Origin of the sequence: Peribacillus sp. YIM B13482 (assembly GCF_042787975.1) — a bacterium.
GTDB lineage: Bacteria > Bacillota > Bacilli > Bacillales > DSM-1321 > Peribacillus > Peribacillus simplex_A.
In genome coordinates this window covers 128,391-143,932 of record NZ_JBHZPF010000004.1, presented here as the reverse complement: position 1 = coordinate 143,932, position 15,542 = coordinate 128,391, and the positions used below count along the sequence as shown (strand labels likewise).

Sequence of the window (15,542 nt, the reverse complement as noted above, 5' to 3'; positions counted from 1 at the left end):
CCATTAATTTAAAGAAGATGGCCAATTGGACATGGCGAGGTCCAAAAATGGCCTAACATAGTGGGCTCGTAGAGCCCCAATCTCCTAACTTCAGGCAAAAATTCAAAGGGAATCTCAAAAAGGGGTTCGGAATTTTTTAATTCCGAACCCCTTTTGTCTACAAACTGAGTGGTTTTTCACCGTACTATGGATTTAACCCTTTTCAATCACGTTTATCAATTCTCTTAAATAATCCGGCAGATCAGGTGGACGTCTGCTTGACACAAGGTTTCCATCTACGACGACGGGCTCATCTATCCAAGTTGCCCCTGCGTTTTCCATATCATCTTTAATGCCAGGTGTACTCGTTACAGTCTTCCCCTGTAAAATTTTCGCGGATATCAACACCCAACCAGCGTGACAAATTTGCCCAATGGTTTTTTTATTTTCTTCCATGCTTTGAAGGAGCGGTAACACTTCAGGAAACCGGCGAATTTTGTCGGGTGCCCAACCGCCCGGTACAAGAATGGCATCATATTCTTCTGCATTAATACTGCCATACTCATAATCAGAAATGGCTGGTACACCATATTTTCCAATGTATGTTTCATTCGCCTTTTCACCAGCGAGGTGAACAATCGCCCCTTCTTCTTTTAAACGTAAAATCGGATACCAGAGCTCTAAATCTTCAAAATCATGGTGCACAAGACAGATTATTTTCTTTCCTGCTAATCTCATGAAAATCTCTCCTTCTTTCGTACTTTCCGCTTTACCATTCTTCCCTATTACTTCCCTTTTTCTACTGCCTGTACACTTAACATACAATTACCGATGCATCAACATCCGGCCTATAAATCAACCTTTACCAAGTACAGCCCAGCTGCCTCCGCCATACGACCCGTTTGGATTCTTTCTTTTGACTCTATAATACTTGGTATATTTTCAGCATCTATTTCACCCAACCCAACTTCTATCAACGTCCCGACAATCTTTCTAACCATATTATAAAGAAATCCATCGCCTCGCACTGTAATTTGGATGAAGCCAGCATTTTCTTCTATATCAATGGAGTATATTTCACGCACCATGGACTTTTTCTTAGACTTTGCATTTGAAAAAGCAGTGAAATCATGTTCACCTATAAAATGTTGACATGCATTTTTCATTCTTGTGATATTCAGCTTTTCCTCTACATGCATACTGTACTTTCGCATGAAAGGATTTGTATATTGCTCGTTCCAGATCTTATACAAATAGGTTTTATCCTTAGCATTATAACGGGCATGAAAACGTTCAGGAACTAGCCTAACCTCGACAATACTGATATCCCGTGGTAAATATCTATTCAAATAATTCATGATTTCAACTTCAGTCAGATTTTCACCGATCTTAAAATTGGCTATTTGGGCAAGGGCATGTACACCGGCATCCGTTCTGCTGCATCCGATGATTTCAATTTTTTCCCCTACCATTTCCGTTAATACATTTTCAATTTTCCCTTGAATCGTATCATCACTATTACCGAGTCGTTGCCAGCCTCTATAACGCCCGCCATCATATTGAATGGTCAATTTATAATTGTTCATTGCTTCCTCCTTATATTATTCCTGTATAGTCATCTAAACAGAAAATTCTTGATAAATTACAAGCCCACATACAACCCCTGCTTTATGAGAAAAGATGGTTTTTTCTTAGAAACACATCAAATTGTTAAGTTTTTATTTTTGTAATGTATTTTTGTACATCCAAAAATTATTCCTTAGAAGTTTCACTGCCCCCTGCCGTTCGAGTTAAAGAGTTCTTACTTTTTTGGGAGAGGAGAGAAGGAAAAGATAGAAAAAGGATAGACATGAAAAAGATCCCCACGAAATTAGAGTTAGCATCGGGAACCTGTATGATTGGGTTACACTTTTAAAACTGATTTGACACACACTCCACATATGGAAAATGTATGTGTGATTCATGGGTTATTTCTTTTTATAAAGCTGCATCCCTTTATTCTCCTACTAAAGTGAGATGTCCCAAACGAAACCTGAAAATGGGAAGCTCTATGCCGTTCCATAGTAAATCCTAGCCAAAGTCAAATGTACTTCTGCATAGTCTACCAAAGAGGCTAACGTCATGCAACGAACGAGTCATTCAAAAGTTTTTGCGTCTTTATTCCTTAGAGATGACTACCTGAGTAAAGTAATGCTTAACAACTTTCAAATTATATGTCCAGCGCTACTGGATACTGTAATAGAAATGCCCTTTGGAAAATCCATACTGCTACAAGGAAAAGAAACTGATGTTAGCAGTAACATCTTAACATTTACAAATTCATTTTCTTCACAGTAAACCTAGCATAATTGAATGTTACTTAAGTGCTTTCTCTTCATGAAATTCTTGAATTCGAAATTTAAAAGCAAAAAAACCACCTCACATATTTTAGCGTGAAGTGGTTTTTAGGCATTCTATGGTGTTTACCTTGAACCCATCATACAGTCGTTGATTTAAAATAAAAAACGGCAAGAACATTGCTTAGCAATGCTTTCGCCGTTCGGATGACCTGTGAGGGATTCGAACCCACGACCCCTTCCCTGTCAAGGAAGTGCTCTCCCACTGAGCTAACAAGTCGTATGTAATAACTGATTAGTAAAATACTTAAGTACATAATTTATTATATGTTTTTTTGTTAAAAAGTCAACGCATTATATTAAAAAAGTTTTATTTTCATCTTATTTTTTATTACCTATCCGCAAAACAAGAACCGGCGTTCCCTTTTCACTTGCATAAGAAACGTATGTTCGCATATAATGATTGCAAGTAAGTCAGCAAAGGAGTGACAAGGAATGAAATATATACTTCGAAAACATATGGAAGAAAACGCTCCATTAGAGATAATTTATCTCTCCGAACAAGGAAAGATTACGCAGCGGAAAATCCAGGTGCTTGAAATTTATCCAGGCAATTTTCACGCATTCTGTTTTCTAAGGCAGACAAAACGGACATTTAAAATGGACAATATCCTTTCTGCCCGCCTCATTAAGGCCAGGTTTGATAGGTCGGGATGAAAATTGGTCGACAAGATTCAACCGATCAACTCTTCTTCTTCCTGAATGTCCTTTTCCTGTTCAGTTAACGATTCTTCTTCATCTCTCAGACGATGAGCTAACCTTGAGGCGGCACTCGCGGCAATACTTGCAACGATATCATCCAGGAAGGTATGCACGATTCCTTCTTGCTTCTTATCGAGTTCGTGAATGACGCCTATTTTATTTTTATCCAAATGGCCAAAGGTCGTTACAGCAATGCTTCCGTAACCGAGTACTGCACCAAAGGCAATCGTTTCATCCACTCCGAATAACCCTTCATCAGATTCAACAATCGATTGCAGGGGCTCTGATAGCTTTTTTTGCTCTGCCAGTCTATCCAGCTCCACACCGACTAAAATGGCATGTTGAATTTCCCTTTTTAACAGGACACGCTCGACGCTGTGGATGCATTCCTCCAGCTTAAGATCAGCTTTATACGGGAACTGCAATTCAAAAACGATTTTTGCAATTGCCTCCACACTTACACCACGCTCTATTAATGTTCGTTTAGCCGCCTTTGTTACTTCCCTGCTGTGTACTTGTACATCTGCCATTTTATTCGCCACCTCTTTTATTGTATTATTTTCCTATATGCTAGTATTATAGCACCTTATAATTTAAATTTTTAGAAAATATAATGAAAATATTCTATTCTAAATTCTTCTCACAGGAAAAAATCGCAAGGCTATGCTAAAATAGTCAAGTAAGTTGTTTTTCATTATTAATTATCATCGAGGTGCGGGAAAATGAGTTTACGCAAAGGCACAATTAAAGAGTACATGTTTAAAAGCGAAGCTTTAGCAGAAGAGTTGGAACTACTTGTTTACTTGCCTGCTAATTTTTCGCCACTGTATAAATATTCGCTTGTGATTGCTCAGGATGGCCGTGATTATTTTCAAATGGGCCGAATTGGTCGCGTAGCCGATGAACTATTAGGGAACGAAGAGATCGAGAATATCATCGTTGTCGGCATTCCCTATAAAGACCGCTTTGACCGCAGGAGCAAATATCATCCGGACGGGGAACAGTACATTGCATACATACGTTTTCTTGCCCATGAACTTGTCCCGTTTTTAGATGATGAATTTCCGACCTATCAAATGGGACATGGTCGAGCTTTGATAGGTGACTCTCTTGGTGGTACAGTTTCTTTATTGGCCGCACTAAAGTATCCCCATACATTCGGGAAATGCATCATGCAGTCGCCACTTGCCAATGAAGCAGTAATGGATGCTGTACGTAATTTTGAGGATCCGCATCTCCTCGAACTTTACCATGTGATCGGGACTGGGGAAACTGATGTTCCGACGACTGATGGCAACAGGGCAAACTTCATAGAACCCAACAGGGAATTGCATAAATTATTAAAGCAAAAAGGATTTCCATGCTTCTATGAAGAATTTGAAGGTAATCATACTTGGAAATATTGGCAGGCAGATTTAAAAAGAGCACTATTGGAAATGTTCTAACTTACTCGTAATCATCTCTTTTGAGATGGTTTCAAGAAAAACATGTCCAACTATAATACAACAATAAAAAAATATCAGGAGGTTTTATTTATGAAATATGGTGTTGCAATTTTCCCTTCAAAAAAACTTCAAGATTTAGCTAACTCCTATCGAAAAAGGTATGATACGAAATATGCTTTCATTCCACCGCATTTAACGCTTAAACCAACATTCGAAGCGACGGATATGGAAATTTCGACGATCGCGGAACAATTAAAAGGCATTGCTCAAAAGTGCAGTCCTTTTACGATGAACGTAACGAAAGCGAAGTCCTTCCAACCCGTAAGCAATACTATTTATTTCAAAGTGGAATTATCCGAAGGGCTTCAAGAGCTGCATGATGCACTTAATAATGAGGAATTCATGAAAAGTGAAAATGAACATGCATTCGTCCCGCATATTACCATCGCTCAAGATTTATCCGATAATGAGCATTCTGATGTTTTAGGCCAATTAAGCATGCTTGACGTTAGCCATGAAGAAGAGGTGAAACGAGTTCACTTGCTGTATCAGCTTGAAGATGGGGCATGGACCGTTTATGAAACATTTAGATTAGGAGCTGAATGATTTCGTGTTTGTAAAAATTGCAGAGAACAGCCAAGAGCTTGAAAATGCTTATATGATTCGAAAAAAAGTATTCGTCCAAGAACAAAAAGTCCCTCTTGAAGAAGAGATCGATGAATATGAAGAAGAGTCTGCACATTTCGTTTTATATGATGATCAGGATCAGCCAATAGGTGCCGGCCGCTTCAGGGTAATCGACAACATTGGTAAAGTCCAGCGCATTTGTGTACTATCATCGGGCCGAAAGAATGGTGCCGGTGCCATGATCATGAACGCTATTGAGGAATACGCAAGCGAACGGGAAGTACCTCAATTAAAGCTTGATGCCCAGGTGCACGCGATTCCTTTTTATTCAAAGTTAGGATATGAGATCGTTTCCGACGAATTCATGGATGCTGGCATTCCTCATAAAACGATGACGAAGACCATTTTATGATATAAAAACGCTGTCCTTTCAGTTTTCTGATTGGACAGCGTTTTTTTGTTCGTTCATGATCTTAAATTATCGTTTTATAAAAAAACCATTTCTGTTCAATGGCAATCTCCGCAAAAATACATAGACTATATATAGAAAGCAAGAAGGAGGGAAAATTTTATGGGCAACAATGAATTTAACCTGGAGGAGTCTCAAAAAAGATTAATGGAACTGCTGGTTTCGAGGACTATGAGAAAACATGGTTTCAAAAAGGAAAAAGTCGATCTAACTGAAAAAGAAAGAAATAACCTTAGAGAAACCATTCGCTATTTACAAGAGCAATCGCAAAAAATCATAAACCAAGACAAGAACATCACGGAAAAAGATGTTAATCCAATTACAAATTCTATTCACAACAAATTCACGGATTCCAAAGATAAATGATTCACCATTTCACCTAATCAAACCCTACTTGCTGGGGAGAAATAAGTAACAGAAAACATAGCAGCACTTACATTTCATTCCTGAAGCTCCAGCTTCTTTTATCATTCACCCCCCCACACTCTAATACTTTCCCTAAGTATTAAAAAATAGACGAATTAACTGATTTATTCGTCCAACCCGATTAATCATCAAAGCATATTTTAATAGGGAATAAAACCTAAGGAGGAAAAAACAACATGAACCAAAATGTATATCGTAGCAACTGTAACACTCATGAAGACTCTGAAAGATCATGGTCAGCCCTAGATTCAGCTTCACACCACCCCCTGACAGGATTCTGCAATAACGAAGACGACTCTATCGAACAAGAGGCAAGACAAGACAATTCTCAGGTTCAGCTTTCCGAAGAACTAATTTACATTAAAGATTCCTGTAATGTAAATATCACTTCAACAGATGTTAAAGCGGCTCTTTCTCTACAATCCGCTCTACAAGCAGCTATCGCGATCATCGTAAGCATTTCCGTTGCAGATAATGATAATGCTGATAGGATTACCCAAGAATTAATCCAATCTTCTAATGTTAAACAAATCACGCGCCAAAAAACAATTGTTGAAAACAGCCGTGATATCGACGTTGTAACAACTGATGCACAAATCGCTCTTAACATTCAACTTTTACTACAATTATTGTTAGCTCTAATCGTGGAAATTGACGTTCTCTAAGAGATCAACACAAAAAGGACACTTCACGTGTCCTCTTTTGTTTTTCTTTGCAAAACTAGACACTTTCGTTGAAATACCACCCTTTTCCCGTCATTTCAGCCGTAAATTCTTCACTAACCCCCATGCCCATTTGATTTTTATTAGCGCCTGCTCCATTCGTCCTTTCCCGATTATGATATTGAACTTGATCGAATCCTTCAAAGCTTCCCATTTCCTCTTCCAACACCTGATCAAAGCGGATCGGTTGAATGGGTTTCGTTCCTTTGACAATTCTTACTTTCTCTTCAGCTCCGACCGTCCGGTTGGCATATTGAATATATTCAAATTGTGTAACAGGTGCTATGTATCCCATAGGAATCCCACCTTTATTTAAATAGTTATGTTGTCATTTAATTACCCGTCTGGAATGAGATTTAAACACTATTTCCGCATTCTTTTTTCCTAATCTTCTGGTATGATGAGTATTGCCGATATTTTTAATAGATTAGAGGTATCCATTTATATGAATCAAGCAAAATCTGGCAATGAAATCGTACATTTACATACCGTTTCAGCTGGTGAGCTGCAGACACTTTTTGAAAAAGGAAAACGTGATCAGCTTTCTTGTATCATTTGTCATAAACCAGTGAAATTATTTATTGGGATCCATGAGACACCCTATTTTTATCATAGTGACCCATCGCAGGCTCACTGCGAAATGCCGAATTCAGAACCGATAAATGAGGACAGGCCATTAGAATATATGGAACAGAATGGATTTAGGATTCCTACATCACGAACCATTACAGAAACAAAAACCATTACGGAACCTTTCCTTAAAAGCCGGCCCATAACTGGCAATCCGAAGTATTCAGATAAACCTTCTGCCCTGGAACAACCAGAGGAACCATACTTTCAGGAATTATCCTCATCCGGGGTTGTTCTAGATGCAGAGCAACTCAAAGCGGTAATGACGATCGATGGACCAATCCTCGTCCTATCAGGAGCCGGCAGTGGGAAAACCCGGGTATTAACGGTACGTACTGCCTATATGCTCACAGTGAAGAAGATTGATCCAAAAAGTATCATGCTTGTAACATTCACGGCGAAATCTGCAAAGGAAATGCAGCAGCGTCTGCTCGGCTATCCCTATATGACGCCTTCCCTTGTTTCTCAAATAGTTAGCGGGACCTTTCATAGCATCTTTTATAAAATCCTGATTTTTCACGAACCATCCAAATGGCAGCGTGATTTCCTATTGAAGTGGGAATGGGAAAAAGAAAAGATATTGAAACAGGCTGGCAGGGAATTGGAACTTGATGATAAGGAATTTGCATATGATCAAGCCCTTCAACAAATTGGGCTTTGGAAAAATTCCTTGGCCTTTCCAGAAGATATTAAACCGACAGACGAGTGGGAGAAATCCTGTTTATTTTTATATAAGAAATATGAAGAATATAAACAGCAAACAGGGAAATATGATTTTGATGATATGCTTGTAGGCTGTTATGTATTTTTAAAAAACCACCCGGATTTTTTGAAGAAATATCAGCAAAGATTTAACTATTTTTTGGTTGATGAGTTTCAGGATATCAATAAAGTTCAATATGAATTGATAAAACTCCTCTCTGCTGAATCAAAAAATGTATGTGCGGTTGGGGATGATGATCAATCCATTTATTCTTTCCGCGGAAGCGATCCGAAGTATATTCTGAATTTCAATCATGATTTCCCTAGATCCCAAGTGGTAAAGCTGACCGAGAATTATCGCTCTTCTCATGAAATTGTCGCTACAGCGAACCGCTTGATCAAGCGCAACCAGAACCGGATGGAAAAAAAGATGACAGCACAGCATGATTCTGGTAATCCCCCTGTATTATTTTATCCTTATGATGAGGAATTGGAAGCAACGATGATCGTATCCGACATCCAAGAAAAAATATCCAAGGGAGCAAACCCTGGGGACTTTGCAGTTTTGTATAGGACACATACGATGTCCAGGGCCATTTTTGAACGGCTAGCCGCTTCAAACCTGCCATTTGTCATTGAAAAGGATGCAGATTCGTTTTATCAGCGCAGGGTCATTCGCGGCATGCTTGCCTTTATGCGCCTGAGTTTGTTTCCCCATGATAGCAAGGCAGCATCTGATGTCCTTTCCTCCTTATTTTTAAAGCAAAGTATATTACAGGAGTTAAAAGCAATGACAATACTGCAGGATTGTGATTTTATCGATGCATTTGCTTTTGTTAAGACAGGACATGCTTTTCAAGAACGAAAATTAAAAACGATCCCAGGACAAATCCGCTCTTTAAAAAATATGGCTCCACTTGTAGCTTTAGAAATCATCGAGAAAGATTTGGGATACCAGGAATATGTAAAAAAGCGCGGAAATGAAGCAAACCTGGAAAAAGGTTCCGATGACATCCGCGACCTAAAGGTGGCAGCAAATCGTTTTCCCACCGTCGCCGCTTTCCTTGATCATGTCGATCATATGACTGCGATGGTTCAAGAGATAAAACAGCTATCGAAACATTTTAAGGATGCCATACAGCTAACTACCATACACCGTTCAAAAGGGCTTGAATATCAAACCGTTTATGTTCTTGCTGCTGTCGATGGCAGCATTCCTCATGATTTCGCACTTGAATCATACCGAAAAGGGGAGCTGGCCCCTCTTGAAGAAGAAAGACGTTTGCTCTATGTAGCAGCAACCCGGGCTAAAAAGGATCTTTACCTTTCCATCCTGCAAACTAGACGGGGACGGACCGCTTATCCATCACGTTTCTTGAAGCTTTGACCAAAAGTGAATAATATCTCTCTTTGAAAATCGAAATGAGAAAGGCCTGCACTTTAGCAGGCCTCAGACTGTAGACAAACCCGATGAAAATTGAGTTTGTCTATTTTTATGGCTTGTACAATTTGGACGTTGATTTCCACTCCAGGCACTCGCTTTCCGCGGGCGGTCCGGGAGCCTCCTCGGCGCCTTTGCGTCTGTGGGGTCTCCCTTGGACGCGCTTTTCCCGCAGGAGTCTCGTACCTTCCGTTCCAATCAACTTTGTCTTGCCTTTTAGATGGAACACTTTTGCCTGGAGTCATTTTTGTTTTAAAATAGGAGTATTATAACTTGAGGTGATGAGGATGCTTTCTAAACATGATTCTATTCAGCGAGATCAACTGGTGCCAGCGAACCATTTGGTTCGTAAAATTGAGAGGCGGCCATTGACTTCACTTTCATTTATGACTTGGTGAAAGATATGTATTCAGAGATAGGGCGCCCAAGTATTGATCCAGTTATTTTAGTTAAATTGACATTGATTCAATATACCTTTGGTATTCGTTCGATGCGTAAAACAATTGAAGAAGTTAAAACGAATATGGCTTACCGTTGGTTTTTAGGTTACGGTTTCCATGATAAAGTGCCTCACTTCTCAACGTTCGGGAAAAATTACGAGCGACGCTTTAAAGATACTGACCTGTTTGAACAGATTTTCTATCGCATCTTAATGACAGCTTCCGAAAGAAAGTTAATAAGTGCTGAGCATGTATTCGTTGATTCCACTCATGGGAAAGTCAGTGCAAATAAGCGAAAGTTCGCAAAGAAAGTCGTTCGCAAGGAAACACGAGCGTATCAAGAACGCCTTCAAGAAGAAATAAATCAAGATTGTGAAAACCATGGAAAGAAACCTTTTCCACCAGATAAATTTTATAAGGAAGAAACCAAAGAGATGAAAGAAAGTACAACAGATCCTGAGAGTGGTTACTATGTGAAAGATGAACGGACAAAACAGTTTGCCTATTCATTTCACACGGCTGCAGACCGCAATGGTTTTGTGCTAGGGTCGATTGTAACACCTGGAAATACGCATGATAGCCATATGTTAGAGCCACTGGTTGAACAAGTGATTGAGAAAGTTGGAAAGCCTGAAGCCGTTGCCGCAGATGCAGCTTATAAAACACCAGCCATTACAAGCTACCTCTTTGACAAAGAAATCACACCGGCTTTACCCTATACACGGCCACGAACAAAAGAAGGATTCTTCCGCAAACATGAGTATGTTTACGATGAACATTTTGACTGTTACCTTTGCCCATCGGGCGAGATTTTAAAGTACTCAACAACAAATAAAGAGGGACATCGTGAGTACAAATCTCCCAAACACATTTGTAAGACATGTTCATTTTTATCACAGTGTACACAAAGCAAAGACCATCAAAAAGTGGTGACGCGCCATATCTGGCAAGAAAATATGGAAGAAGCAGATCACCTGCGTCATCATCAAGATGTAAAACCTATCTATGCGAAACGCAAGGAAACGATTGAGCGTGTATTCCCAGATGCAAAAGAAAAGCATGGTATGCGTTGGACTACTTTAAGGGGACTTAAAAAATTGTCGATGCTTACTTTCGCTGCCATGAATGTAAAGAAAGATGGCCAATTGGCATGGCAAGGTCCAAAAATGGCCTAACATAGTGGGCTCGTATTCCCAATTCCTTAATATTGAGCAAAATTCAAAGGGAATTTCAAAAGGGGTTCGGAATGTTAATTCCTAACCCCTTTTGTCGACAAACTGAGGCCTGCACTTTAGCAGGCCTTTTTTTCACTTTTTATTTATCATATTGGAAATGGTCCCGAAATCCAGTTTATTCCCTTCAGATACAATGGAATGGACGATCTTATCTTCCGTTTCCTTATTGACCGGCTTATTTGCTATTTTTGAAACGCGCTTGATGACGCTTCTAACTGTTGTTTCATCTTTGAAATTGGCTCCCTGTAGAGAGTTTGCCAACTCTAATACATCCTTCATATTTACGCCCGTTTTACCTTCTATGTTTTTAAAAAAGTTATTATCCATACCTAAGCCCCTCCCTTTTCTGTACCTATCCTATGTATTAACAGAAAAATGGTGCTAGGCCCTCACAAATAAAAATAAATGGAATAGGCTTCTTCTGCCTATTCCATTTACGTTAGCAGCAGAAAGAAGCCCCTACAATGATTAATAGGATAAACAAGACGACGATTATCGCGAAAGTAGAACCGCCGCAACCATAGCCTCCGCCATAACCGCCTCCGTAGCCATAACAGCTGTTGCCACAACCGTAGCCACCGAAACCAAACATACTATATCACCTCGCTCTCGCTAAAGCTTACTGATAACATATGTAGGTCTGGACAAATATGTATAGGCCATGTCCTAGTCCAGGCTGCCTATTTCCGTTATTTTAACCTTTTGGTCTGAAAACTAACGCCCCGATAAATCCAAAGATGATAGCTGCAGAGATACCGGAACTCGTAATTTCAAACATACCTGTCAGTACGCCAACGAGACCGTGTTTTTCCGATTCCATCATTGCCCCGTTCACGAGCGAATTCCCAAAAGAAACGATTGGTATGGTTGCTCCAGCACCGGCAAAGTCAACAAGCGGTTCGTATAATTCAAACCCGCCAAGAACAGCTCCTATTACAACGAACAGGCTTAACGTATGTGCTGGTGTCAGCTTGCCAACATCGAAAAGAAGCTGGCCGACTACACATATCAAGCCACCGATGACAAAGGCCCAAAAAAACATTGCTAACATCCAAATCTCTCCTTTTTCATGATTTCATCCATATTCAATGGCTACCGCATGGGCAATGCACGGAATGGAATCTTTTTGCTGGACAGATAGCGGTGACAATAATGCTCCTGTTGCAACAAGCAGGATTCTTTTATATTTACCAGAAATCATTTCATTTAGTATATGGCCATATAAAACCACAGCCGAACATCCCGCACCACTCCCGCCTGCCAAAGCAGGCTGATCCTTTTTAAAAATCATCAATCCGCAATCTTTGAATTTTTCCTGATTGATATCGCAGCCCTTTTGTTTTAATAAGTCAATGGCTGTCCCTCTGCCTATTTTCCCCAAATCACCAGTAATGATGTAATCATAATCATCCGGGGTCAAACCAGTATCTTTGAAATGGGCAAGAATCGTATCGACGGCGGCTGGGGCCATCGCTCCCCCCATATTGAAGGGATCCTTCAATCCCATGTCAATGACCTTTCCGATGGTGGCCGAGACGATATGGGGAAATTCCCCTTGCTTGCTTCCATTAGGAGCTACCAGTGCCACCCCTGCTCCTGTTATCGTCCATTGAGCTGTCGGAGGTTTTTGCCCTCCATATTCAGTTGGATAGCGAAATTGCTTTTCAACAGCTGCATTATGGCTCGAGGCGCCTGTCAACACATAGTTAGCCCCGCCATAATTGGTGATGAAGGCAGCTAGAGCGAGACCTTCCATTGAAGTGGAACAGGCTCCAAACAAGCCGAAGTATGGAATGCCGTTGGTTCTGGCTGCAAAACTTGTGGGTGTAACCTGATTGATTAAATCACCCGCCAAGAAAAATTGTACCTGCTCCTTGTCAATCTTACCTTTCTCCAGTGCAAGCTCAACCGCTTTCTCCATCAAATGGCGATGAGCCTTCTCATAAGAATCCTGTTCCATCCACAAATCATCGTATAGGATATCAAAATCACCAGCGATTTCTCCATTTGCCTCAAATGGCCCACCTGTTACCCCTGTTTCCAAGATGACCGGTTTATTGGCGAACATCCATGTTTGTTTTCCCTTTAACACCGCTTAGCCCCCTATCATTTGATAAATCGTTTTTATCAACGCCACGACAAAGGCTGAAAATACTCCAAATAAAATAACCGATCCAGCCAATTTAAACATATTGGCTCCAACACCAAGGACAAATCCTTCAGTCCGATGTTCGATAGCTGCCGAAATGACTGCGTTACCGAACCCTGTAACAGGGACAGCACTTCCTGCCCCACCGAACTGGCCAATGCGGTCGTAAAACCCGAAGCCGGTCATTAGAAGAGCAAGAAATACCATGGTAGCAGTTGTTGGACTACCTGCTGTCTGTTCCGTAAAGTTAAAAAAGTAAATATAGAAGTAAGAAATGGCTTGTCCCACTATGCAGAAAATGCCACCTACTAAAAAGGCTTTCAAACAATTCTTCACTATTGGCCTTTTAATTTCATGCTTCCCTTGGAGCTCTTTATATGCATCCTGCTGTGGGGTAGTTTTCTCCTTGCCGCTCATAGTACTGAACCTCCCTTTCTAAATTAATTCTTTTTGAAGTCCTTCAATCTCCTTGAACTTCCTTTTCGCCTTTTTCTCGGGAACATCTTTTTCCTTGAGTAACTCGTTCAATCTTACAGATTCCAAAAAGATTTTATAATCGCTCGAAACGATAAAATCATACTTGGGAAACTGCTTTTCAAGATTTCCAGTCACAGTTTTTTCAATTTTCTTCATATGAAAACGTTTTAAGTGCTTAACCTTATATGCGACGATAATCTTTTTGCCATTTTTCACGACGATCACATCATAGATGGCGTCTTCGTTAGCAACGGTTTCCTTGACCTTTGAGATTAGTCCCTTTTCACCCTTTTCATCCATCCCATTAATGATATCCATCGGTTTAGGATTCGTACGTTTAAGCAATGCTAAATTCTCTGTTTTTCCGTCACCCTGACTGCTACAGGCAGTGAGCAAACACAAAACAAACATAACAAACAGCCATTTGCCCTTAAAATATCTTCCTTGTCTGAACATAGAATCACATCCTAATTTATCGTTCTATTATTATTTTCTTGTTTAACTGGTTTTTATGAATGGTAGGATTAGGAAATAAAAAAACCTTTCCAAAATGGAAAGGTTTTTTCACTCAATAGCCTTTATTTTTATTGTTATTATTACAGCCACAGTCTTTCTTGATTTTGACCGGTTGATCTTTTTTAATCGGTTTTGCATAAGCCCATGGATTCTGTTTCTGATTCAATTTATGACTCCTCCTTTAAGATCTATACCATACTATATGAACGAAGAGACAAGTTGTTTCCAATCAAATGTCCATAATTTTGCTGATTATGACCTCAATAATTGCGCCTACTGCTGCTACGGCAAGGATTAATATCAGTACGTCGCCAATAAACCCATGTTGGATATAAAGGAAAACCAGAAAAAGACTTACCCAGACACCAACACACCAAAAACAGCTTAGCAATTGACCAATCCAGCCAAGCAGGCCCTTCTCCTTGGGCATTAAAAATATTTCCACATCCCCTTCTTCATTTTTTTCCTCTATTTCTGTAAAAAAGGGGCGGCGCAGCGGCTCCAGGATTTTATCGAAAACGATCAAGCGTGTCAGCCTGAAGGAAGCCAAGCCTAATATTATAAATAAGGTAAATTCATTTTGTGGGGGAAACATTTAATATTGCTCCTTCACTTAGGTTCTTCAATTATTTTGGCATCAATGATTTCCGGCAGGCCCACGAAACGAATATGGTTCCCTCTTTTAATCTTCACTGATTCCCCCTTCATTCCCAATACATGAAACTGAATCGTTTTTCCGTTAACAATAGCCTCACATAATGGCTTTGGAAAACCTTGATGATTGGATAGGCGGGAAATGATGTCCCCAGAAGATTCCCTTTTCTCCACTTTCTTTCTTTTTTTCTTAACTGGCTTTTCGGTTTCCTTTTCTGATTGTTCAGGATTTTCCATGTGTTCAACCGGAGTTTGTTCTGGGACATATTGTTCGGTAATTTTCCTTATACCCGTAATCTCTGTTTCAATTTCCTTCATGACATCATAAACACCAAATTCGCGTTTGATCTTTTCGATTTTTTCTTCCTTATGCCCGTCTTCCTGAAGTACCGGCTCAACGTTTTCTTGCGGTGTTTCTTTTTTCGTTCGAAAATCACTTTGCATATTCCCTCGCAGATCGGAGATTTTTGCCTGATCTACATATAACAATGGTTTGGATTCCTTATCGCCATTATTCTCTGACATGAAAATC

19 protein-coding genes, 1 tRNA gene and 1 pseudogene are annotated in these 15,542 nt (G+C 39.9%); 8 read left to right on the top strand and 13 right to left on the bottom strand.

What is annotated here, in order from left to right:
* Positions 1 to 192: 192 nt before the first annotated feature.
* From ACFX4L_RS04540 to ACFX4L_RS04530, 3 genes are all read right to left on the bottom strand, one after another.
* Positions 193 to 717, bottom strand: a complete 525-nt coding sequence (locus ACFX4L_RS04540; RefSeq protein WP_377383511.1) for a type 1 glutamine amidotransferase domain-containing protein — start codon at positions 715 to 717, stop codon at positions 193 to 195.
* Positions 718 to 827: 110 nt separating this feature from the next.
* Entirely contained in the window at positions 828 to 1,565 is a 738-nt protein-coding gene (truA, locus tag ACFX4L_RS04535) for a tRNA pseudouridine(38-40) synthase TruA (protein WP_377383509.1), read from the bottom strand.
* A 958-nt stretch (positions 1,566 to 2,523) separates the two neighbouring features.
* Positions 2,524 to 2,595: transfer RNA gene (locus ACFX4L_RS04530), tRNA-Val, on the bottom strand.
* 215 nt (positions 2,596 to 2,810) lie between these two features.
* Here ACFX4L_RS04530 and ACFX4L_RS04525 point away from each other — a divergent pair.
* Positions 2,811 to 3,032, top strand: coding sequence for a hypothetical protein (locus ACFX4L_RS04525; protein ID WP_061462133.1), 222 nt, complete (start codon positions 2,811 to 2,813; stop codon positions 3,030 to 3,032).
* 17 nt (positions 3,033 to 3,049) lie between these two features.
* Here ACFX4L_RS04525 and ACFX4L_RS04520 read toward each other — a convergent pair whose 3' ends face one another.
* Positions 3,050 to 3,607, bottom strand: coding sequence for a phosphatidylglycerophosphatase A family protein (locus ACFX4L_RS04520; RefSeq protein ID WP_061462132.1), 558 nt, complete (start codon positions 3,605 to 3,607; stop codon positions 3,050 to 3,052).
* A 192-nt stretch (positions 3,608 to 3,799) separates the two neighbouring features.
* On the opposite strand from ACFX4L_RS04520, the gene ACFX4L_RS04515 reads away from it, so the two are divergent.
* From ACFX4L_RS04515 to ACFX4L_RS04495, 5 genes are all read left to right on the top strand, one after another.
* Positions 3,800 to 4,522: an alpha/beta hydrolase gene (locus ACFX4L_RS04515; protein ID WP_284471440.1), complete on the top strand. Its 723-nt coding sequence runs from the start codon at positions 3,800 to 3,802 to the stop codon at positions 4,520 to 4,522.
* A 90-nt stretch (positions 4,523 to 4,612) separates the two neighbouring features.
* Positions 4,613 to 5,128 carry a YjcG family protein gene (locus ACFX4L_RS04510; protein ID WP_089364809.1) on the top strand — a complete coding sequence of 172 codons (516 nt, stop codon included), beginning with the start codon at positions 4,613 to 4,615 and terminating at the stop codon, positions 5,126 to 5,128.
* 4 nt (positions 5,129 to 5,132) lie between these two features.
* Positions 5,133 to 5,561 carry a GNAT family N-acetyltransferase gene (locus ACFX4L_RS04505; RefSeq protein WP_061462129.1) on the top strand — a complete coding sequence of 143 codons (429 nt, stop codon included), beginning with the start codon at positions 5,133 to 5,135 and terminating at the stop codon, positions 5,559 to 5,561.
* Between the two features lie 159 nt (positions 5,562 to 5,720).
* A complete protein-coding gene (locus tag ACFX4L_RS04500) occupies positions 5,721 to 5,984 on the top strand; it encodes a hypothetical protein (protein ID WP_061462128.1) in 264 nt (87 codons plus the stop codon).
* Positions 5,985 to 6,220: 236 nt separating this feature from the next.
* Positions 6,221 to 6,709 (top strand): spore coat protein, encoded by a 489-nt coding sequence (locus tag ACFX4L_RS04495; protein WP_061462127.1) that lies wholly within the window; start codon positions 6,221 to 6,223, stop codon positions 6,707 to 6,709.
* A gap of 55 nt (positions 6,710 to 6,764) precedes the next feature.
* Here ACFX4L_RS04495 and ACFX4L_RS04490 read toward each other — a convergent pair whose 3' ends face one another.
* Complete coding sequence (locus tag ACFX4L_RS04490; RefSeq protein ID WP_377404017.1) at positions 6,765 to 7,061, bottom strand: hypothetical protein; 297 nt, start codon at positions 7,059 to 7,061, stop codon at positions 6,765 to 6,767.
* 150 nt (positions 7,062 to 7,211) lie between these two features.
* On the opposite strand from ACFX4L_RS04490, the gene ACFX4L_RS04485 reads away from it, so the two are divergent.
* Positions 7,212 to 9,485: an ATP-dependent helicase gene (locus tag ACFX4L_RS04485; RefSeq protein WP_061462125.1), complete on the top strand. Its 2,274-nt coding sequence runs from the start codon at positions 7,212 to 7,214 to the stop codon at positions 9,483 to 9,485.
* 341 nt (positions 9,486 to 9,826) lie between these two features.
* Positions 9,827 to 11,154: pseudogene (locus ACFX4L_RS04480) on the top strand (IS1182 family transposase).
* Positions 11,155 to 11,286: 132 nt separating this feature from the next.
* Here ACFX4L_RS04480 and spoVIF read toward each other — a convergent pair.
* The 8 genes from spoVIF to ACFX4L_RS04440 all read right to left on the bottom strand — a co-directional run bounded on the left by spoVIF (position 11,287) and on the right by ACFX4L_RS04440 (position 15,535).
* Positions 11,287 to 11,541: a sporulation-specific transcription regulator SpoVIF gene (gene spoVIF, locus ACFX4L_RS04475; RefSeq protein WP_061462124.1), complete on the bottom strand. Its 255-nt coding sequence runs from the start codon at positions 11,539 to 11,541 to the stop codon at positions 11,287 to 11,289.
* 112 nt (positions 11,542 to 11,653) lie between these two features.
* The gene (locus ACFX4L_RS04470; RefSeq protein WP_081108729.1) at positions 11,654 to 11,806 is read right to left on the bottom strand and encodes a YjcZ family sporulation protein; all 153 of its coding nucleotides are present in this window, start codon (positions 11,804 to 11,806) and stop codon (positions 11,654 to 11,656) included.
* 102 nt (positions 11,807 to 11,908) lie between these two features.
* Positions 11,909 to 12,265, bottom strand: coding sequence for a stage V sporulation protein AE (spoVAE, locus tag ACFX4L_RS04465; RefSeq protein ID WP_061462123.1), 357 nt, complete (start codon positions 12,263 to 12,265; stop codon positions 11,909 to 11,911).
* A gap of 24 nt (positions 12,266 to 12,289) precedes the next feature.
* On the bottom strand, positions 12,290 to 13,306 hold the full coding sequence (gene spoVAD / locus ACFX4L_RS04460; RefSeq protein WP_061462122.1) for a stage V sporulation protein AD: 1,017 nt from the start codon (positions 13,304 to 13,306) through the stop codon (positions 12,290 to 12,292).
* A gap of 3 nt (positions 13,307 to 13,309) precedes the next feature.
* Complete coding sequence (spoVAC, locus tag ACFX4L_RS04455) at positions 13,310 to 13,780, bottom strand: stage V sporulation protein AC (RefSeq protein WP_061462121.1); 471 nt, start codon at positions 13,778 to 13,780, stop codon at positions 13,310 to 13,312.
* An 18-nt stretch (positions 13,781 to 13,798) separates the two neighbouring features.
* Positions 13,799 to 14,296 carry a hypothetical protein gene (locus ACFX4L_RS04450; RefSeq protein ID WP_061462120.1) on the bottom strand — a complete coding sequence of 166 codons (498 nt, stop codon included), beginning with the start codon at positions 14,294 to 14,296 and terminating at the stop codon, positions 13,799 to 13,801.
* A gap of 289 nt (positions 14,297 to 14,585) precedes the next feature.
* Positions 14,586 to 14,951 carry a DUF1360 domain-containing protein gene (locus ACFX4L_RS04445; RefSeq protein ID WP_284471443.1) on the bottom strand — a complete coding sequence of 122 codons (366 nt, stop codon included), beginning with the start codon at positions 14,949 to 14,951 and terminating at the stop codon, positions 14,586 to 14,588.
* Positions 14,952 to 14,965: 14 nt separating this feature from the next.
* Positions 14,966 to 15,535 (bottom strand): hypothetical protein, encoded by a 570-nt coding sequence (locus ACFX4L_RS04440; RefSeq protein ID WP_284471444.1) that lies wholly within the window; start codon positions 15,533 to 15,535, stop codon positions 14,966 to 14,968.
* Positions 15,536 to 15,542 lie beyond the last annotated feature (7 nt).